The 17,414-nt window shown below is 69.8% G+C and carries 18 protein-coding genes; 10 read left to right on the top strand and 8 right to left on the bottom strand.

Features of this window, described 5'->3' with window-relative positions:
• Positions 1 to 19 precede the first annotated feature (19 nt).
• Together MMB17_RS20195 and MMB17_RS20190 are read right to left on the bottom strand one after the other, a co-directional pair.
• Entirely contained in the window at positions 20 to 721 is a 702-nt protein-coding gene (locus MMB17_RS20195) for a DUF1013 domain-containing protein (RefSeq protein WP_238310888.1), read from the bottom strand.
• Between the two features lie 202 nt (positions 722 to 923).
• Positions 924 to 2,405 carry an HWE histidine kinase domain-containing protein gene (locus MMB17_RS20190; protein WP_241100054.1) on the bottom strand — a complete coding sequence of 494 codons (1,482 nt, stop codon included), beginning with the start codon at positions 2,403 to 2,405 and terminating at the stop codon, positions 924 to 926.
• A gap of 240 nt (positions 2,406 to 2,645) precedes the next feature.
• Here MMB17_RS20190 and hflX point away from each other — a divergent pair, with 240 nt between their 5' ends.
• Positions 2,646 to 4,046 (top strand): GTPase HflX, encoded by a 1,401-nt coding sequence (gene hflX / locus MMB17_RS20185; RefSeq protein WP_241100053.1) that lies wholly within the window; start codon positions 2,646 to 2,648, stop codon positions 4,044 to 4,046.
• 24 nt (positions 4,047 to 4,070) lie between these two features.
• Here hflX and croR read toward each other — a convergent pair whose 3' ends face one another.
• A complete protein-coding gene (croR, locus tag MMB17_RS20180; protein ID WP_238310891.1) occupies positions 4,071 to 4,544 on the bottom strand; it encodes a 3-hydroxybutyryl-CoA dehydratase in 474 nt (157 codons plus the stop codon).
• A 245-nt stretch (positions 4,545 to 4,789) separates the two neighbouring features.
• Between croR and MMB17_RS20175 the strand changes: the two genes are divergently transcribed.
• Positions 4,790 to 5,398: a cation efflux transmembrane domain-containing protein gene (locus tag MMB17_RS20175; protein WP_241100052.1), complete on the top strand. Its 609-nt coding sequence runs from the start codon at positions 4,790 to 4,792 to the stop codon at positions 5,396 to 5,398.
• A 19-nt stretch (positions 5,399 to 5,417) separates the two neighbouring features.
• Entirely contained in the window at positions 5,418 to 6,269 is an 852-nt protein-coding gene (locus MMB17_RS20170; RefSeq protein ID WP_241100051.1) for a metallophosphoesterase, read from the top strand.
• Positions 6,270 to 6,293: 24 nt separating this feature from the next.
• On the opposite strand, the gene MMB17_RS20165 is transcribed toward MMB17_RS20170, so the two are convergent.
• Positions 6,294 to 7,403, bottom strand: a complete 1,110-nt coding sequence (locus tag MMB17_RS20165; RefSeq protein ID WP_241100050.1) for an acyltransferase family protein — start codon at positions 7,401 to 7,403, stop codon at positions 6,294 to 6,296.
• A 270-nt stretch (positions 7,404 to 7,673) separates the two neighbouring features.
• On the opposite strand from MMB17_RS20165, the gene MMB17_RS20160 reads away from it, so the two are divergent.
• Positions 7,674 to 7,895 carry a hypothetical protein gene (locus tag MMB17_RS20160; protein ID WP_238310895.1) on the top strand — a complete coding sequence of 74 codons (222 nt, stop codon included), beginning with the start codon at positions 7,674 to 7,676 and terminating at the stop codon, positions 7,893 to 7,895.
• 74 nt (positions 7,896 to 7,969) lie between these two features.
• Here the strand turns inward: MMB17_RS20160 and MMB17_RS20155 are convergent, their stop codons facing one another.
• Complete coding sequence (locus tag MMB17_RS20155; protein ID WP_238310896.1) at positions 7,970 to 8,347, bottom strand: 4a-hydroxytetrahydrobiopterin dehydratase; 378 nt, start codon at positions 8,345 to 8,347, stop codon at positions 7,970 to 7,972.
• A gap of 198 nt (positions 8,348 to 8,545) precedes the next feature.
• On the opposite strand from MMB17_RS20155, the gene MMB17_RS20150 reads away from it, so the two are divergent.
• From MMB17_RS20150 to xoxJ, 6 genes are all read left to right on the top strand, one after another.
• Positions 8,546 to 9,532 (top strand): ABC transporter substrate-binding protein, encoded by a 987-nt coding sequence (locus MMB17_RS20150; protein ID WP_241100049.1) that lies wholly within the window; start codon positions 8,546 to 8,548, stop codon positions 9,530 to 9,532.
• 25 nt (positions 9,533 to 9,557) lie between these two features.
• Complete coding sequence (locus tag MMB17_RS20145) at positions 9,558 to 10,292, top strand: ABC transporter permease (protein WP_241100048.1); 735 nt, start codon at positions 9,558 to 9,560, stop codon at positions 10,290 to 10,292.
• On the top strand, positions 10,273 to 11,046 hold the full coding sequence (locus tag MMB17_RS20140) for an ABC transporter ATP-binding protein (RefSeq protein WP_241100047.1): 774 nt from the start codon (positions 10,273 to 10,275) through the stop codon (positions 11,044 to 11,046). Before MMB17_RS20145 ends, MMB17_RS20140 begins: the two co-directional genes overlap by 20 nt.
• A gap of 665 nt (positions 11,047 to 11,711) precedes the next feature.
• Positions 11,712 to 13,517, top strand: coding sequence for a lanthanide-dependent methanol dehydrogenase XoxF1 (gene xoxF1 / locus MMB17_RS20135; protein ID WP_241100046.1), 1,806 nt, complete (start codon positions 11,712 to 11,714; stop codon positions 13,515 to 13,517).
• A 153-nt stretch (positions 13,518 to 13,670) separates the two neighbouring features.
• Entirely contained in the window at positions 13,671 to 14,270 is a 600-nt protein-coding gene (locus MMB17_RS20130) for a c-type cytochrome, methanol metabolism-related (RefSeq protein WP_238310926.1), read from the top strand.
• Positions 14,270 to 15,121, top strand: a complete 852-nt coding sequence (xoxJ, locus tag MMB17_RS20125; RefSeq protein ID WP_241100045.1) for a rare earth element methanol dehydrogenase accessory protein XoxJ — start codon at positions 14,270 to 14,272, stop codon at positions 15,119 to 15,121. The genes MMB17_RS20130 and xoxJ overlap by 1 nt, the downstream gene beginning before the upstream one ends.
• 16 nt (positions 15,122 to 15,137) lie before the next feature.
• Here xoxJ and folK read toward each other — a convergent pair whose 3' ends face one another.
• Genes folK through folP form a run of 3 tightly spaced genes read right to left on the bottom strand, consistent with a single transcriptional unit; the run spans position 15,138 to position 16,761 of the window.
• A complete protein-coding gene (gene folK, locus MMB17_RS20120; RefSeq protein ID WP_238310902.1) occupies positions 15,138 to 15,614 on the bottom strand; it encodes a 2-amino-4-hydroxy-6-hydroxymethyldihydropteridine diphosphokinase in 477 nt (158 codons plus the stop codon).
• The gene (gene folB, locus MMB17_RS20115; protein ID WP_238310903.1) at positions 15,611 to 15,985 is read right to left on the bottom strand and encodes a dihydroneopterin aldolase; all 375 of its coding nucleotides are present in this window, start codon (positions 15,983 to 15,985) and stop codon (positions 15,611 to 15,613) included. Before folB ends, folK begins: the two co-directional genes overlap by 4 nt.
• Entirely contained in the window at positions 15,982 to 16,761 is a 780-nt protein-coding gene (gene folP, locus MMB17_RS20110; protein WP_241102248.1) for a dihydropteroate synthase, read from the bottom strand. Before folP ends, folB begins: the two co-directional genes overlap by 4 nt.
• Between the last annotated feature and the right edge of the window lie 653 nt (positions 16,762 to 17,414).

Below are 17,414 nucleotides of genomic sequence, written 5' to 3'. Positions count from 1 at the left end.
GAACCGAGGGCTTAAGAAATCAGTCCTCGTCGTCCTCGTCGACGCGCTGCATGCCCTTGAGCTTGGCGAAGACCGCATCGGCGTTGAGATCGTCCTCGCTCTCCTCGCCCTGCTCGGTCTCGGCTGCGGGCGCCGTGGAGACCTCGGTGGGCAGGAGCGTGGCACCGCCCTCGCCGGGCTTGACCGCGGGCCGGTCCTTGGCGGCCCGCTGGACCTCGAAATCGAGGTCGATCTGCGAGCACAGGCCGAGGGTCACCGGATCCATCGGCTGCAGGGAGCCGGAATTCCAGTGGGTGCGGTCGCGGATCTGCTGGATCGTCGCCTTGGTGGTGCCGACGAGCCGGATGATCTGTGCGTCCTTGAGCTCGGGGTGGTTGCGCAGCAGCCAGAGGATGGCGTTCGGCCGGTCCTGGCGGCGGGACAGGGGGGTGTAGCGCGGCCCCTTGGTGGTGCGCTTCACCTCCGGCAGCTTCACCTTGGAGACGGCGATCTTGAGCCGGTAATGCGGCGACTTCTGCGCCTTCTCGATCTCCTCGCGGGTCAGCTGACCGGTGGTGACCGGATCGAGTCCCTTGATGCCGGCCGCGACCTCGCCGTCGGCGATGCCCTTCACCTCGAGGGGGTGCAGCTTGCAGAAATCGGCGATCTGCTCGAAGGCGAGGGAGGTGTTCTCGACCAGCCACACGGCCGTCGCCTTCGGCATCAGGGGACCCTGGGACATGGCGCGGACTCCGAATCTCTCTCGCGTGGCGGAAACGCCTTGCCGGGGCGAAGGGGCGCCGTCTCCGGCCTCGGCCGGACCCAAGCGAACCGTCTCACGCTGAATGGGGAAGACAACGCTATACAGGCTGTGAGGGCTGCGACGCAATTGGTTCCGCAGCCGGGCCGACGAAGGTGTTTGCGCCCCGCAGCTCCGGGGGCGCTCAGCCGTGATCGGCCTCGCCGCGCTTGAGCCGGGGCATCGGCGCGTCGACGGTGAGCACCAGGCCTTGCCTCCGGTAATCGAGACGGGCGCTGCCTTCGAGCTCGGCCGCCAGGACCCGCTCGATCAGCCGGCTGCCGAAGCCGCGGCGGCTCGGGGGCGTCACCGGCGGACCGCCGATCTCCTCCCAGCGCACCAGGAGCCGTGGCTCGGCGACGCCGTCCACCTCCCAGTTCAAAATCACCCGGCCCTCCTCGTTGGAGAGGGCGCCGTATTTCACCGCGTTGGTGGCGAGCTCGTGCAGGGCCATCACGAAAGCGAGCGCCAGCCGCGGCGGCAGCCGCACGTCCGGGCCGCCGGTCTTGAAGCGGCGGCCGGAGGGCACCCGGAACGGTTGCAGGGCGCCGTCCACGATCTCGGCGAGGGTCGCCCCCTCCCAGCTCTCCCGGGTCAGGACGTCGTGTACCGAGGCGAGGGAATGCAGGCGAGCGTCCAGGGTCTTGCGGGCCTCCTCCAGCGAGGCCGCGTTCTGCAGCGTCTGGTGGGCGATGGACTGCATCGTCGCCATCGAGTTCTTGACCCGGTGGTTCAGCTCGGCCGCGAGCAGGGCGCGATGCTCCTCGCCACGCTTGCGCTCCGTCACGTCGAGGGAGACGCCGGCCATGCTCAGGGGCTCGCCATCCGCCCGGTAGGCGGTCTGACCCCGCATCTGCAGCCAGCGGACCTCGCCCGCGGGCGTGCGGACGCGGTACTCGATGTCGTAATCGGCCTTGCGGGCGATCGAGCGGTGCATCGCCGCCTGCATCCGCTCCCGGTCCTCGGGAACGACCGCGGCGACGAGATCGTCGTAAGTGAAGGGATCGGTGGCGTGGCGGCCGAAGCTCTCGCGGCAGAGGTCGGAGGTGACGAGCCGCCGGTCCGCGAGGTCGAGGGTCCAGGTGCCGAAGCGCCCCGCCTCCAGGATGAAGCGCAGCCGGCCCTCGCTGCGGGTCAGCTCGCCCGTGCGCCGCTCGACCTCCTGCTCCAGGGCGTCGCGGTCGTTCTGCAGGCGCACCAGGCGGTCGCGCTCCAGGGTGACGTCGAACTGCGAGGCGAAGAAGTAGGTCAGCACCCCGTCCTCGTCGAAGACCGGCGAGATCAGGAGCCGGTTCCAGAAGACCTCACCGCTCTTCTTGTGGTTGAGGAGGTCGATCTCGATCGGCACCCGCCGCTCGACCGCGTCGCGGATCCGGGCAACGTCCCGCGGGTCGGTCTCCGGTCCCTGCAGGAAGCGGCAGTTGCGCCCGAGGATCTCCGCGCGCGTGTAGCCGGTCAGCTTGGTGAAGGCGTCGTTGACGAAGACGATCGGGTTGTCGGGCCGGCTCGGATCGGTGACGAGCATCGGCATGCGCGTCGCCCGCACGGCAGCGGCGAAGGGATCGGAGCTCGAGGACTGGCGATGCAGCTCGGCTTCGATGCGGTCGGTCTCGCGGCGGTCGTTCACGCTTCCCGCCGCCTCCCTCGCGGCCTTCCCGGCCCTCCCGGGCCTCGAAGCGCGACATAGCCAATCCCGCCGCCGCTGCCCAGGGCGGCGAATGGCAGCGGTCCCTCCCGCCCCCCTCAGGGTCCGGGGCGCGCCCGGCATCGACTCGGCGATCCGGCGATGGCATGGCGGGTTTTCAACGCATGAGGCTGCGGAACCGCGCCCCGGGCCCCATATGCCGAAGGGTGTCACGAGGACGTCATGACGGAACCATTGCTCCCCGGCGAGGCGCGGCTGCAGGCGCAGGCCGCACCGGAAGGCGAGATCGCCGCCTCGACCCGGACCCTCGTCGTCGGCCCCTATCTCAGCCGCGCGGCGCAGCGGGCCGCCGCGGACGGCACCGAGCCCACGCGCTCCAGCGAGGCGCGGCTCGACGAGGCGGTGGGGCTTGCCGCGGCGATCGATCTCGACGTGGTCCAGGCCAGCGCCGTCCAGCTGCCGCGTATCCGGCCCTCGACCTATCTCGGCAAGGGCCGCGTCGAGGAGCTCGCCGGCCTTATCAAGGCGGAGGAGATCGGCCTCGTCGTGATGGATTGCGCCCTCTCGCCGGTCCAGCAGCGCAACCTGGAGAAGGCCTGGGGCGCCAAGGTCATCGACCGCACCGGCCTGATCCTGGAGATCTTCGGGCGCCGCGCTTCGACCCGTGAGGGCACGCTTCAGGTCGAGCACGCCCATCTCGCCTACCAGAAGTCGCGGCTCGTGCGCTCTTGGACCCACCTGGAGCGCCAGCGCGGCGGCTTCGGCTTCCTCGGCGGCCCCGGCGAGACCCAGATCGAGGCCGACCGCCGCATGATCCAGGAGCGCATGACCCGGATCGAGCGCGACCTCGACGCGGTCACCCGCACCCGCGGCCTGCACCGGCAGAGCCGGGCGCGGGTGCCCTATCCGATCGTGGCGCTGGTCGGCTACACGAACGCGGGCAAGTCGACGCTGTTCAACGCGCTCACCAAGGCGCAGGTGAAGGCGCAGGACATGCTCTTCGCCACCCTCGACCCGACGGCCCGGGCAACGAAGCTTCCGCATGGCGAGACGGTGATCCTGTCCGACACCGTCGGCTTCATCTCCGACCTGCCGACCTCGCTGATCGCCGCCTTCCGGGCGACGCTGGAGGACGTGATCGAGGCCGACATCCTGCTCCATGTCCGCGACGTGAGCCACGTCGACTCGGAGGCCCAGGCCGAGGACGTGGAGGGCGTGCTGCGCGAACTCGGCATCGCCGCCAATGCCGACCGGATCATCGAGGTCTGGAACAAGGCCGACCTGCTCGACGCGCAGGAGCGCACCCGGCTCCTCAATCTCACCGGCCAGGCCCGGGACGGCCAGCCCGGCCCGGTCCTCGTCTCGGCGCTGACGGGGGAGGGGCTCGACGCGCTCTCCGCCCGGATCGAGGGGCGGATCGCGCAGGCGCGCTCGACCTTCGCCCTCACCCTGCCGCCGGAGGATGGGGCGGCGCTCAACTGGCTCTACGAGAACGCCGAGGTGCTCGACCGGCGGGCGGAGGAGAGCGGGCGGATCCACCTCGCCATCCGCATCGCCCCGGAGAAGGAGCCCCGCTTCCTCAACCGCTTCGAGGCGGCCCGGCGCATCGGCGGCCGGGCCTGATCCGAAGGGGCGTCCGGGGCCGCGTCAGGCGCGGCCGCCGCCCATGCGCATGGCGAGCGGATCGGCCTCTTCCTTCTTGGGCACCTTCACCAGGGCCTCGCCGTCGAGCACGACCTCGTCGCCCACCGAGCAGGTGCAGGTGAGGCGGGCGCGGCGGCGCTCGGGGATCAGCTCGGCGACCTCGACCTTCACCTCGACGGTGTCGCCGATGCGCACGGGCGCGCGGAAGTTCAGGGTCTGCGAGATGTAGACGGCGCCCGGGCCGGGCAGGCGGGTGCCGAGCACCGCCGAGATCAGGCCCGCCGTGTAGAGGCCGTGGGCGATGCGGGTGCCGAAGGGGGTGCGGGCCGCGAAATGCTCGGAGAGGTGGATCGGGTTGCGGTCGCCGGTGATCTCGGCGAAGCCCACCACGTCGGAGGAGGAGATCTCTTTCTTCAGGATCTCCGTCAGCCCGACTTCCAGATCCTCGAAATACAGAACGCGCAGCTCGGGCAGCATCTCTCGCCTCCCCCTCGATTCTTCTCGCTCGCGGCCGCACGGGGGCGCGCGGCGAAGCTTTCGCCTTGCACAGGCGCGCGCGCAAATCCAGCCCGTGTGTCCGCGTATACGATATACAGGGCGCCCGATGCGGACCGGGTGCGGGCGAGGGGCCGGATCCCGCCTTCGCCGCGCCGATCCCCGACCTCGACAGCACGCACGGCACACGCCATCAGCATCCGGCCCGCCCTCCGGAGATCGTGCCCGTGTCCAGACGCCCGATTCCGCCGAGCCTGCGCCCGGTCGTCGCCCGGGTGGCCGGCCTGAACCTCGCCGCCTTCTGCGTCGAGATCGGGGTCGCGCTCGCCATCGGCTCGATCGCGCTCTTGGCCGACAGCCTCGACTTCCTGGAGGACGCGGCGATTAACCTGCTGATCTTCGCGGGCCTGGGCTGGAGCGCACGCAACCGAGCCCGCCTCGGCACGGCGCTGGCCGGGGTGCTGCTGGTGCCGGGCCTCGCCACGGCCTGGGCCGCCTGGGAAAAGTTCTCGGATTTCACCGCCCCGGCCGCAGTGCCGCTCACCCTGACCGGCCTCGGGGCGCTCGCGGTCAACCTCACCTGCGCCCTGATGCTCGCCCGCCACCGGGAGGGCGCCGGCAGCCTGACCCGCGCCGCCTGGCTCTCCGCCCGCAACGACGTCGCGGCCAATCTCGCCATCGTCGCCGCCGGGCTGATCACCGCCGCGACCCTGTCGCCCTGGCCGGACCTCGTGGCGGGCCTCGGCATCGCCCTCCTCAACGCCGATTCCGCCGCCGACATCCTCAAGGCCGCCCGGGCCGAACGGCGGGCCGCGGCGGACGACCTGCGCGCCTGACGACGAGAGACCCGATTCCGTGCTTCGCCTCTTCCCCCTCTCCGACCTGCATCTGGAACGCCGCCGGCTCGACCTGATCCCGCGCCCCGACGCGGAGGCCTTCGACGTGCTGGTCTGCGCCGGCGACCTCTGGGAGGGGCATCCGGAACAGGGGCTCGCGGCGGTGCTCGACCTCGCCGCGGGCCGGCCGGTGGTGCTGGTGCCGGGCAACCACGAGCGCTACGCGCCGACCGGCGATCCCCGCACCGCCCCCGAACTGATGGCGGCCCTCGAGGCGGAGGTCGCCCGGCTGAGGGGGGAGGGCGCAGCCCTGCACCTGCTCCAGTCGGGCGCGCGGGTGGAGATCGCGGGGGTGCGCTTCCTCGGCGCGACTCTCTGGAGCGACTGGTCGCTCGCCGGCCGCTGGCTCACCGAGGCCACGCCGGACCGCCCGGCCGACCCGGTCGCCTTTGCGGCGGCGCGGATGACCGATCCGGTCACCGGCTCGCGGGAATACCGGGGCTCGATCCGCAACGGGGACGGCACGCCCTGGTCGCCGCAGGATGCGATGCGGGCGCACGAGGCCGACAAGGCGGCGCTGCTCGCCGCATTGGACGCGCCCTTCGCCGGCCCCACCGTGGTCGTCACCCATCATCCCGCGAGCCCCCTGGCGGCGGACGCGTTCCGGGACGCGCCCGGAGTGCCCTGGTGGGTTCCGGCCTTCTATGCCACGACGCTCCTCGACGATCTCCCCGACGCGAAGCGGCCCGACCTCTGGATCTCCGGCCATTTCCATGCCGGCCACGACCTCGCCATCGGCCGCTGCCGCTGGGTCGCCAACCCGGTCGAGGGAAAGACCTTCTCCGCCGAGCGGATCCTCACCCTCGGCTGAGCCCGGCGAGGGTCCCGGCCGCGATCAGGAGCGCCCGGCCTGCGCGACCGGGGCGAGGGCAGCCGAGGGCCCGCGGGCCCGGAAGACGGTATAGGCCCGGCGGATCGCCCGCTGCGCCGGCCGCTCCACGCCGAAGCAGACTGCGGCGGCGAGCGCCGTGGCGAGGGCGAAGGCGGCCAGGATCGCGAGGTTCGGATCGAGCCCGCGGGCGACCAGGGCGCCGATCAGCGCGTAGCCGATCACCTGATGCAGCAGGTAGAGGGCGTAGGAGATCGTCCCGAAGAACACGAGCACGCGCCAGCGCAGCACGCGGAGCAGGCCCTCCGCGGCGAGCAGGACGAGGCCGAGATAGAGCACGCTCTTGACCGCGTTCATCGGCTGGAAGCCGCTCAGCGGCCAGAGATAGACGCTGCCGGAAGCCGCCGCGGCGGCGAGGGTGATCCAGACGAAGGGCGTGCGCTCGCCGCGGTGGATCTTGTAGCCCATCACCCCGAGGGCGAAGAGATGGGCGAAGGTGGCGTTGAGCAGGATGCCGCCGCAGCCCGCCGCCGTGCGGCAGGCATAGATGTTCTCGTCCATCACGAAGACGTTGTAGAGCGCGGTGACGACCATCCAGGCGAAGACGACGCCGGTGAGCGCGCGCGGCCCCAGGGTGAAATAGGCCGTGGCCAGGAAGGCGTAGAACAGGAGCTCCCGCGTCAGCGTCCAGTAGGACGGGTCGACGAAGGGCAGGTCGGTGAGCCCGTTCAGCATGGTCAGCGTCGCGGCGAAGCCGGGGACCGTCAGGTGGAACGGGTTGAAGCCCGTGACCAGGATCGCGCCCGTGGTGATCAGGGCGCAGATCCAGAAGGTCGGGTAGAGGCGGGCGAAGCGGCCCACGGCGAAGTCGAGCCCGTTCCGCGAGCGCTCCAGGGTCATCGCGATCACGAAGCCGCTGATCACGAAGAACAGGGCGATGCCGAGATGCCCCGAGGACAGGCGGAACAGCGGCGGATGGCCGTGCCAGCCGACCTCGTTGTCGAAGCCGGCGGTGTAGTGGAGCACGAGCACCAGGAGCGCGGCCACGCCGCGCAGGGCGTCGAGCTCCAGGAGCCGGCCCGTCCGCCCGCCCGTCTCCGCACCGCCCGACGTCATGTCCGCCCCCGATCGTGCCCCTGACCGAAGGTGGCGCCCGCCGAGAACCGGGCGGCTCGTCTACGTCATCTACGCAGATCCTGCGCACATCTTCGCCAAGACTTGACTAGCACGCGGGCGACCGCGACCGCGAACGGAAGCTTGCGGGATCGTTAACCGGGCCCTTTTCGACCTGCCCGATCGCGGGACGAGTCCACGGCCGGAAACCCCGGCGGGGCCCCGCGCGTAGAAGCCTCCATCGGAGTCACAGGCCGGGAGCCCGGAACCCCCATGAACGCCTTCATCGCCGTGGTCCTCGTCTGCGCCAACGGCATCCCGCAGGGGGAATGCACCGACGACCGGGCGAGCGAGGTCCGCAAGGTGCGGGTCGCCAACGAGCTCGGCTGCACCAGCGGCTGGCAGGAGATCATTGCCCGCACCGACCTGCGCGACGAGGTCGGCAAGACGAGCTACCTCAAAACCGAGTGCCGGCGGGTGAAGGAGCCGCAGTGAGCGCCCTGGAGTGCTCTCCGCCGACCGGACACCGGCTCGGCGTGAGCGCACACGTCACGGCAAAGGCTTCAGGCTCACTTCTCGTACTTGATATAGGCGAAGCGCGGATCGTCCGGCGTGCCCTGCAGAGGACCGTCCTCCCGGCCCGGCTGCCACATCACCACCTCCTCGATCTTCTTGGCCAGGGCGAAATCCGATTCGGTGATGCCCTTGGCGGCGTGGTTGACGAGCCGGACCTCGACCCAGGCATAGGAGGCGGTGATGTCGGGATGGTGGAAGGCCGCCTCGGCGAGGTGGCCCACCGTGTTGATGATCATCAGGGTGCCCTTCCAGCCCGCCGTCTTGTAGGTGCGGCGGATCCAGCCGTCCTCCAGCCGCCAGGTCGGCAGTTCGCTCTTCAGCCGCGCCTCCACGGTCGCGTCGTCGATGACGGTCTTGCGTGCCTCGCTCATCGCATCCTCCTTCAGGTCTCGTTTCGAGGGCGAGCTAACGCGGGCGGACCGGCCCGCAAGGCCGCCGTGCCGCAGGGGAGGGCAGCTTGCCCCGGTGGACGCCGGGGAACCGCGTCTTATAAGAAGCTCTTGAAGGGTGGTGCCGGTTCGCGCGAGCGAGGACAAGGCCGCCGACAAGGCACAGGGGAGGTTCCGGCCATGCTGTCACGGCGCGGTCTCATCGCGACGGCGGCGTTGCTGTCCCTGCCGGGCCTGCGCCCCGCCCGCGCGGCCTCCGACACGATCCGGCTCGGCGTCCTGCCCTTCGGCACGGCCTCCTGGGAAGCGGCCGTGATCAAGGCGCGCAAGCTCGACGAGGCCAACGGCTTCACCCTCGAGATCGTCAAGCTCGCCGGGAACGACGCCGCCCGCATCGCCTTCCAGGGCAAGCAGCTCGACACCATCGTCGGCGACCTGATCTGGGCCGCGCGCCTGCGGAGCGAGGGGAGGGGGGTGCGCTTCGTGCCCTATTCCACCACCGAGGGCGCGCTGATGGTGCCCGCCGACAGCCCGATCAAGTCCCTCAAGGATCTCGCGGGCCGGAAGCTCGGCGTGGCTGGGGGCGCCCTCGACAAGAACTGGATCCTCCTGAAGGCCCAGGGCAAGGAGACCGGCGACATCGACATCGAGACCGCCGCGCAGCTCGCCTTCGGCGCGCCCCCGCTCCTCACCCAGAAGCTCGAGACCGGCGAGCTCGATGCCGCCCTGCTCTACTGGCAATACTGTGCCCGTCTCGAGGCCAAGGGCTTCCGCCGCCTCGTCAGCGCCGACGACATCATGCGCGCCTTCGGGGCGCAGGGGCCGGTGGCGCTGATCGGCTACCTGTTCGCGCAGGAGGCGGTGGCCGAGCGCCGGGAGGCGGTGCAGGGCTTCGCCCGGGCCTCCATGGCCGCCAAGGAGTTGCTCGCCAACGAGCCGGAGGCCTGGGAGATCGTGCGCCCGCTGATGGTTGCCGAGGACACGGCGACCTTCGCGTCCCTGAAGCGCAATTTCCTCGACGGCATCCCGCGCCGGCCGGTTCCCGCCGAGCGGGCCGACGGCGAGCGCATCTTCGCGACGCTGGCGCGCCTCGGAGGCGACGCCCTCACGGGTGGCGCCAAGTCCTTGCCGGACCATCTCTACCTCGACGCCTCCGGCAACGGCTGAATCCGGCCGAGCCGCCCCGCACCGGATGGCCCTCCTCGCCCGCCTCGCCTCTCTCGCGGTGCTGCTCGCTCTCTGGCAGGGCGCGGCCGTCTATGCGCAGGTGCGCACCCTGCCCTCGCCGGAGGCGGTGGCCGCCTTCGTGCTGCGCGAGGCCGAGACGGGCCAGCTTCTCTTCAATGTCGGAGTCACCCTCGCCCGGGTCGGCGTCTCCTTCGTCATCGCCATGAGCCTCGGCGTGCTGCTCGGCATCGCACTCGGGCGCTCACGGGCCGCCGACCGGCTGCTCGACACGCCGCTCCTCGTGGTCCTGAACACCCCGGCCCTCGTCATCACCGTGCTCGCCTATGTCTGGCTCGGGCTGACCGAGACCGCGGCCATCGTGGCGGTGGCGCTCAACAAGCTGCCGAACGTGGCGGTGATCATGCGCGAGGGCGCCCGGGGCCTCGATCCGGGCCTCGAGGAGATGGCCCGGACCTACCGCTTCGACCGGCGCACCTGGATTGCCCATGTGCTGGTCCCGCAGCTCCAGCCCTTCGCGGTCGCGGCGGCGCGCTCCGGCATCTCGCTCGCCTGGAAGATCGTGCTGGTGGTCGAACTGCTCGGACGCCCGAACGGGGTCGGCTTCGCCATCAACTATTACTTCCAGCTCTTCGATGTGACCGCGGTCATCGGCTACAGCCTCGTCTTCATGACGGTGATGCTCGCCATCGACACCCTGATCCTCCAGCCCCTCGATGCCCATGTCCGCCGCTGGCGCTGAGGTGGCTCCCCTGCGGACGGACCGGGATGCGCCGCTCCTGACCGTGGCGATCGCCGAGAAGGTCTACCGGCGCGCCCGCACTCAGGCCGTCGAGGCGGTGCGCGACCTGACCTTCGCGATCCATGCCGGCGAGATCGCCTGCCTGATCGGCCCCTCGGGGGCCGGCAAGACGACGACCCTGCGCATCCTGCTCGGCCTCGACCGGGATTATGCGGGCAGCGTCGCACCGGATCCGGCCACGCTCGGCATCGCCATGGTGTTCCAGGATCCGCGGCTCCTGCCCTGGCGCAGCGTGGAGCAGAACGTGCGCCTCGGCCTGCCGCGGGCGGAGCGCGGACGCGACCTCGATGCGCTGTTCGAGTCCCTCGGGCTCGCGCCCTGGCGCGACCGCTATCCCGGCGCGCTTTCCCTCGGCATGCAGCGCCGGGTGGCGCTGGCCCGGGCCCTTGCCCTGGATCCGCGCCTGCTCGTGCTCGACGAGCCCTTCGTCTCCCTGGACGACACCGCCGCCGCCGCCCTGCGGGGGATCGTCGTCGACACGGTGACCCGTGCCGGCATGAGCGTGCTGATGGTGACCCACAACGTGGACGAAGCGATTGCGATCGCCGACCGGCTGCTCCTCGTCTCGGCGCGTCCGGCCCATCTTCTCGGCACAGTGTCCCTGGACCTGCCCCGGCACGAGCGCTCCCGGAGCTGGGCCGAGGCGACCCGGGCCGATCTCTCCCTCCGATTCCCCGGCATCATCGCGGGCTGAGCGGGCTTTCTCCCGAATTTCCGTCCCTCGCGCCGCTCTCCGTAGTTTCTACGGAAGGCTTATGCGGCGAGAGAACGCATCCCCCATAAGCTCCGGAAACGAGGAATCCGACCTCCGGACATCCAGCCGTTTTGAGCGCGCGTCCTCGCAATGCCGCAACGCACCACGCCCCTCCTTCGAGGAATGATCGCCCCGCACGGGTTCTCACCTTCGGAGGCGGCGCCAGAGACATGGATGACCGGATGTTATCCGGCTCGACATGCGGCCTGAACATGAGTCGGGGCTAAGGTGCGGCAAATGGAATTTTGCTCACGATCTCGTAATTGTGCGATGCAATAACTTCGTGTGCGAAGCAGCGCAAAGAGGCGTCCCGTTTTGACCGCGTTTCGACTTGATGGAACCGGCTCCTGAGCTTGAGGAAGCGAGTTGACGGCGCCCGAAATTTTCTTAGAGTTCATTCAAGCTTCGGACTGAGGAGGCCGCGAGGGATGGCGGTCTCGACCCGAAACGATGGGGGACGAACGGGAGGCTCAAGAGCCTAACGAGCGACTTTCTGCGTGTCGTGAGTTTCTGAAGCGAATTTCAATCCCTGTCGCAAACAGCAGGTCAGCAGCAATTCGCGAGTTTACTTGCGGCTTGCTGTCAAAGACCTGCCGGAGGAATCCATGAGAGCGGTACATCTCCTCGCACTCGGTGCGGGGCTTGCGGCTGCTGGCCCGGCCCTCGCCAACGAAAGCGTGCTGAAGTCCATCGCCAACCCGGCGGAACAGGCGCTTCAGACGGTCGACTACGCCAACACCCGCTATTCCAAGCTCGACCAGATCAACGCCAGCAATGTGAAGAACCTCCAGGTCGCCTGGACCTTCTCCACCGGCGTGCTGCGCGGCCACGAGGGCTCCCCGCTCGTCGTCGGCAACATCATGTACGTCCACACCCCCTTCCCGAACATCGTCTACGCCCTCGATCTCGACCAGGGCGCCAAGATCGTGTGGAAGTACGAGCCGAAGCAGGATCCGTCCGTGATCCCGGTCATGTGCTGCGACACGGTCAACCGCGGCCTGGCCTATGCCGACGGCGCCATCCTGCTGCACCAGGCGGACACCACCCTGGTCTCGCTCGACGCCAAGACCGGCAAGGTCAACTGGTCGGTCAAGAACGGCGACCCGTCCAAGGGCGAGACCAACACCGCCACCGTGCTTCCGGTGAAGGACAAGGTCATCGTCGGCATCTCCGGCGGCGAGTTCGGCGTGCAGTGCCACGTCACCGCCTACGACCTGAAGTCCGGCAAGAAGGTGTGGCGCGGCTACTCCGAGGGCCCGGACGACCAGCTCCTCGTCGACCCCGAGAAGACCACTGCCCTCGGCAAGCCGATCGGCAAGGACTCTTCGCTGAAGACCTGGGAAGGCGATCAGTGGAAGACCGGCGGCGGTTGCACCTGGGGCTGGTTCTCCTACGATCCGAAGCTCGACCTGTTCTACTACGGCTCGGGCAACCCCTCGACCTGGAACCCCAAGCAGCGTCCGGGCGACAACAAGTGGTCGATGACCATCTGGGCGCGTAACCCGGATACGGGCTTGGCCAAGTGGGTCTACCAGATGACCCCCCACGACGAGTGGGATTACGACGGCATCAACGAGATGATCCTCACGGATCAGAAGATCGACGGCAAGGAGCGTCCGCTCCTGACCCACTTCGACCGCAACGGCTTCGGCTACACCCTCGATCGCGCCACCGGCGAGCTGCTCGTCGCCGAGAAGTACGACCCGGCGGTGAACTGGGCCACCAAGGTCGACATGGACAAGGGCTCCAAGACCTACGGCCGCCCGCTGGTCGTGTCGAAGTACTCGACCGAGCAGAACGGCGAAGACGTGAACTCGAAGGGCATCTGCCCGGCGGCGCTCGGCTCCAAGGACCAGCAGCCTGCGGCCTACTCGCCGAAGACGCAGCTGTTCTACGTGCCGACGAACCACGTCTGCATGGACTACGAGCCCTTCCGGGTGAGCTACACCCCGGGCCAGCCCTATGTCGGCGCCACTCTGTCGATGTACCCCGCGCCGAACAGCCATGGCGGCATGGGCAACTTCATCGCCTGGGACGGCGTGAACGGGAAGATCAAGTGGTCGAACCCCGAGCAGTTCTCCGCCTGGGGCGGCGCGCTGGCGACGGCGGGCGACGTGGTCTTCTACGGTACCCTCGAGGGCTACCTGAAGGCCGTCGACTCGAAGACGGGCAAGGAACTCTACAAGTTCAAGACCCCGTCGGGCATCATCGGCAACGTGATGACCTACGAGCACAAGGGCAAGCAGCACATCGCCGTCCTGTCGGGTGTCGGCGGCTGGGCGGGCATCGGCCTCGCGGCCGGCCTGACCGACCCGAATGCCGGCCTCGGCGCGGTGGGCGGCTACGCGGCCCTGTCGAGCTACACCAACCTCGGCGGCCAGCTGACCGTCTTCTCGCTGCCGAACAACTAAGTCGCATAGCAGCCATCGACCAAATGGTGCCGGCGCGGGTTTCCGCGCCGGCATCTTTATGATTATGTCCCGCTTATTAGAGGGAACCCCGCCGCACCTTGTTGCGGCGCAATATCAACATCAACCTCTCGGGGAGAGACGTCGTTGTTCAATATGAAGAAGTCCGCGCTCCAGGTTTTCGTCGCCGCCCTGGCGCTCGGGACGGTCTCCTCTGTCGCCGTGCAGGCCGAGGATGCGAAGCCCGATGCGGCCCTCGCCAACTCGCTGAACCCCAATGACAAGAGCGCCGAGCCGGACGAGAAGCTCCTGAAGCAGGATGCCGCGGTCAAGGTCGACGACGGCAAGTACTTCGACAAGGACGGCCACCCGACCTTCCACGTCACCAACGAGGGCAAGAAGGTCGACTGGTATGCCTATTCCGGCTACCGCCGCTATCACGCCGAGTGCCACGTCTGCCACGGCCCGGACGGCATGGGCTCGACCTATGCCCCGGCCCTCAAGGATTCGCTGAAGCACCTCTCCTACGAGGAGTTCATCGGCATCCTCGCCGGCGGCAAGCAGGACGTGAACGCCGCCGAGCAGAAGGTGATGCCCGCCTTCGGCGACAACAAGAACGTCATGTGCTACGCGGACGACCTCTACGTCTACCTGAAAGCCCGCGCCGCCGGCGCCATGGGCCGCGTCCGACCGAGCGACAAGGAAGACAAGCCGGAAGCCGCCAAGAAGACCGAGAAGGAGTGCCTGGGCGGCTGATGTCGCGCCAGAGCCCCTTCGCCGCGGCCCTCACCGCGCTCCTGCTGATCTCGGCAGGGGCGCGCGAGGCGCTCGCGCAGAATCTGCCGGATCTCGTCACCACGGATGTCCTCCGTGTCTGTAGCGATCCCGGCAACATGCCCTTCTCCGAGCGCAAGGGGGATGGCTTCGAGAACAAGATCGCCGAGATCGTCGCCGACGAGCTCAAGGTGAAGGTGCGCTATTACTGGCTGACGCAGGGGCCGGGCTTCGTCCGCAACACCCTGGGCAGCGGCCTGTGCGACGTCATCATTGGCACCTCCGGCGGCGAGATCGTCCAGCCGACCAATCCCTATTACCGCTCGGCCTATGTGCTGGTCTCCCGGAAGGGCGACCTGTCCGGCGTCGACCGGCTCGACGATCCCAAGCTCAAGGGCAAGCAGATCGGCATCATCGGCGGCACCCCGCCGACGGACCGGCTGGGCGCGCTCGGACTGACCGGGAACACCCATGCCTACGCGCCCTACGCCTTCGGGGCGGACCGCACATTCCAGACGGTGGCCGCGGAGGTGATCGCCGACCTCGCCGCCAAGAAGCTCGACGCCGCGATCCTGTGGGGGCCCGCCGCGGGCTGGCTCGCCCGGCAGAGCGGAACCGCGATGGAGGTGGTGCCCCTCCTGCACGAGCCCGACCGGCCGCCGCTCGCCTTCCGCGTCTCCATGGGCGTGCGCCACGAGGAGAACGAGTGGAAGCGCAGCCTCAACACCGTCCTGCGCAAGCGCCGGGCGGATATCGAGAAGGTCCTGCGCGATTACGACGTGCCCCTCCTCGACCAGGAGGAGAACAAGCTCCTCGAGGACGGCCCGAAATAGGGGCGGGAAGCCGCCCCTATTCGGCCCGCTCGATCCCGGTGCGGTCGAGCTTGTCCAGGGCCTGCGTCACGCTCTCGCCGCCGATCACCAGGTCGGGGGCGATCTCGGCGAGCGGCACCAGCACGAAGGCGCGCTCGCGCACATAGCGGTGCGGCAGGACGAGGCGCTCGTCCGAGACCTCCGCGCCCTCGAAATACAGCACGTCGATATCGATCAGCCGCGGCCCCCAGCGCCGCTCGCGCACCCGGCCGAGGGCCGCCTCGATGCGCAGGCAGGTCTCGAGCAGGTCGTGAGGCGTCAGGTCGGTGTCGATGCCGAGGGCCGCGTTGAGGAACCAGTCCTGATCGGTCTCGCCCCAGGGCGGGGTGCGGTAATCGCCGGAGCGGGCCACGACCCGGATGCCGGGGGCGGCGGCAAGCTTGTCCACGGCGGCCGCGATCAGCGCGGCCTTGTCGCCGATATTGCTGCCGAGGCCGAGATAGGCGCGGCTCATCCCCGTGTCTCCCGAAGGCGCCGGACCTCGACGCTGACCCCGTCGATCACCGCCGGCACCGGCGCGGCCGGCTTGTCGACCCGGACCCGGATCTCGTCGATCCGGGGGAAGCGGTCGAGGATCTCCGCCGCGACCGCCTCGGCCAGGGCCTCGATCAGGGCGAAGCGGCGGGTGGTGGCGATCCGCACGGCGATCTCGGTCAGGTCGGCATAGCTGACGCTGTGCGCCATGGCGTCGCTGCGCCCGGCCTGCGACAGGTCGAGGCGCCCCTCCAGGGAGAGGTAGAAGCGCTGGCCGATCCGCGCCTCCTCCTCCAGCAGGCCGTGATAGGCGAAGACCGCGATGCGGTGGACGAGGATGCGGTCGCTCACGGGCGGGTCTCCGGGCGCATCACCGCATCCGCCACCCGCAGGGCCTCCACGTGCTGGCGCACGTCGTGGACGCGCACGATGTCGGCGCCGAGCGTCGCGGCGAGCACATGGGCCGAGAGCGAGCCGATCAGCCGGTCCTTCGGCGCGGTCTCCGCATTATGCAGGCGCCCGAGCAGGCTCTTGCGGGAGACGCCGACGAGGAGGGGGAAGCCGAGGGCCCGGAGCTCGGGCAGGCGCCGCAGGGCCTCCAGATGCTGCGCCCAGCTCTTGCCGAAGCCGATGCCGGGATCGAGCACGATGTCGGCATCCGGGATGCCGGCCTGCCGGGCGATGGTGAGCGAGCGCTCGAAGAAGCGCAGCATGTCGGCGACGATGTCGAGGGTGCCGTCGATGGTCTCGCGGTTGTGCATGATCATCACCGGCGCGCCGTGGGCGGCGGCGACCCGGGCGATGTCGGGCTCGCGCTGCAGGCCCCAGACGTCGTTGACGATGGCCGCGCCCGCCTTCAGCGCCAGCGCGGCGGTCGAGGCCTTGTAGGTGTCGATGGAGATCGGGACGGAGAGGCGGCCGGCGAGCGCCGCGATCACGGGCAGGACCCGGGCCTGCTCCTCCTCCGCCGGGACCGGGACATGGCCGGGCCGGGTCGATTCCCCGCCGATATCGACGAGATCGGCCCCCTCCGCCACCAGGGCCTCGGCCTGGGCGAGGGCGGCCGGCGCCGCGTCGAACAGGCCGCCATCGGAGAAGGAATCGGGCGTGACGTTGAGGATGCCCATCACCAGGGTCTTGCGGCCCAAGGCGGGCAGCAATCCGGACAGGCGGTTCGAAGACGATTCGGGACGCGACACGATGGCCTCGGGGCGGTGCTCGGGCGGGGCTCACGCGAGACAAACGACTCCGCGTGATCCCTCAGAACGGGCGCGAAAGCCAGTCCTGTTTCCAGGGGCAAGCCCCGTGCCGGGGCCGCGCCGCCGGGGCAGGGGTCCCCGCTCCGATCGGGCTGCGCCACCGGCCCCGCGCGGAAACCCGCCGGGGCGCTCGTGCTTGACGACAGGGGACGCGGGACGCCGCGGAAACCCTTGTACTCTGTCATGCGCGTGGATCCGGTTTCCCCGGCGTCCCGCGGCTCGGGGAGGCAGACGCCGCCTCGAACCGATTTTGCGTCGCGGTTTTTTGCTCGCCCTGGCACGCCCCTGTCTCTCGGCACGGGAGGTGTCCTGCCCTCCCGGGCTCGGCGCGCGGAACCGCCGCGGCGACCCGGCCCTCGTAGTGGGGGCGGGCAGATCAGGTCCCTTGTAAGGCGCGAGCCGGCTTGCGGGATGAACCCGCCGCTCCGGCCGCCTCCAGCGTGCACGACGCCCGGGGCGTGGGTCGATCGCCACCCACGACGCGGGAACCGCCTCGCCGCCCCCGAAAGCCCCCCCGGCCG

It is taken from the genome of Methylobacterium organophilum (assembly GCF_022533465.1).
GTDB classification, from domain to species: Bacteria; Pseudomonadota; Alphaproteobacteria; order Rhizobiales; family Beijerinckiaceae; genus Methylobacterium; species Methylobacterium organophilum.
Note: the sequence above shows the minus strand (reverse complement) of the source record. Positions and strands in the feature narration are given on the sequence as shown.

Bases quoted from the DNA above. Each gene is read 5' to 3' on its own strand.
- MMB17_RS20195 (WP_238310888.1), bottom strand. From the start codon at position 721: ATGTCCCAGGGTCCCCTGATGCCGAAGGCGACGGCCGTGTGGCTGGTC.
- hflX (WP_241100053.1), top strand. From the start codon at position 2,646: ATGACGGAACCATTGCTCCCCGGCGAGGCGCGGCTGCAGGCGCAGGCC.
- croR (WP_238310891.1), bottom strand. From the start codon at position 4,544: ATGCTGCCCGAGCTGCGCGTTCTGTATTTCGAGGATCTGGAAGTCGGG.
- MMB17_RS20165 (WP_241100050.1), bottom strand. From the start codon at position 7,403: ATGACGTCGGGCGGTGCGGAGACGGGCGGGCGGACGGGCCGGCTCCTG.
- MMB17_RS20160 (WP_238310895.1), top strand. From the start codon at position 7,674: ATGAACGCCTTCATCGCCGTGGTCCTCGTCTGCGCCAACGGCATCCCG.
- MMB17_RS20155 (WP_238310896.1), bottom strand. From the start codon at position 8,347: ATGAGCGAGGCACGCAAGACCGTCATCGACGACGCGACCGTGGAGGCG.
- MMB17_RS20150 (WP_241100049.1), top strand. From the start codon at position 8,546: ATGCTGTCACGGCGCGGTCTCATCGCGACGGCGGCGTTGCTGTCCCTG.
- MMB17_RS20145 (WP_241100048.1), top strand. From the start codon at position 9,558: ATGGCCCTCCTCGCCCGCCTCGCCTCTCTCGCGGTGCTGCTCGCTCTC.
- MMB17_RS20140 (WP_241100047.1), top strand. From the start codon at position 10,273: ATGTCCGCCGCTGGCGCTGAGGTGGCTCCCCTGCGGACGGACCGGGAT.
- xoxF1 (WP_241100046.1), top strand. From the start codon at position 11,712: ATGAGAGCGGTACATCTCCTCGCACTCGGTGCGGGGCTTGCGGCTGCT.
- MMB17_RS20130 (WP_238310926.1), top strand. From the start codon at position 13,671: ATGAAGAAGTCCGCGCTCCAGGTTTTCGTCGCCGCCCTGGCGCTCGGG.
- xoxJ (WP_241100045.1), top strand. From the start codon at position 14,270: ATGTCGCGCCAGAGCCCCTTCGCCGCGGCCCTCACCGCGCTCCTGCTG.
- folK (WP_238310902.1), bottom strand. From the start codon at position 15,614: ATGAGCCGCGCCTATCTCGGCCTCGGCAGCAATATCGGCGACAAGGCC.
- folP (WP_241102248.1), bottom strand. From the start codon at position 16,761: ATGGGCATCCTCAACGTCACGCCCGATTCCTTCTCCGATGGCGGCCTG.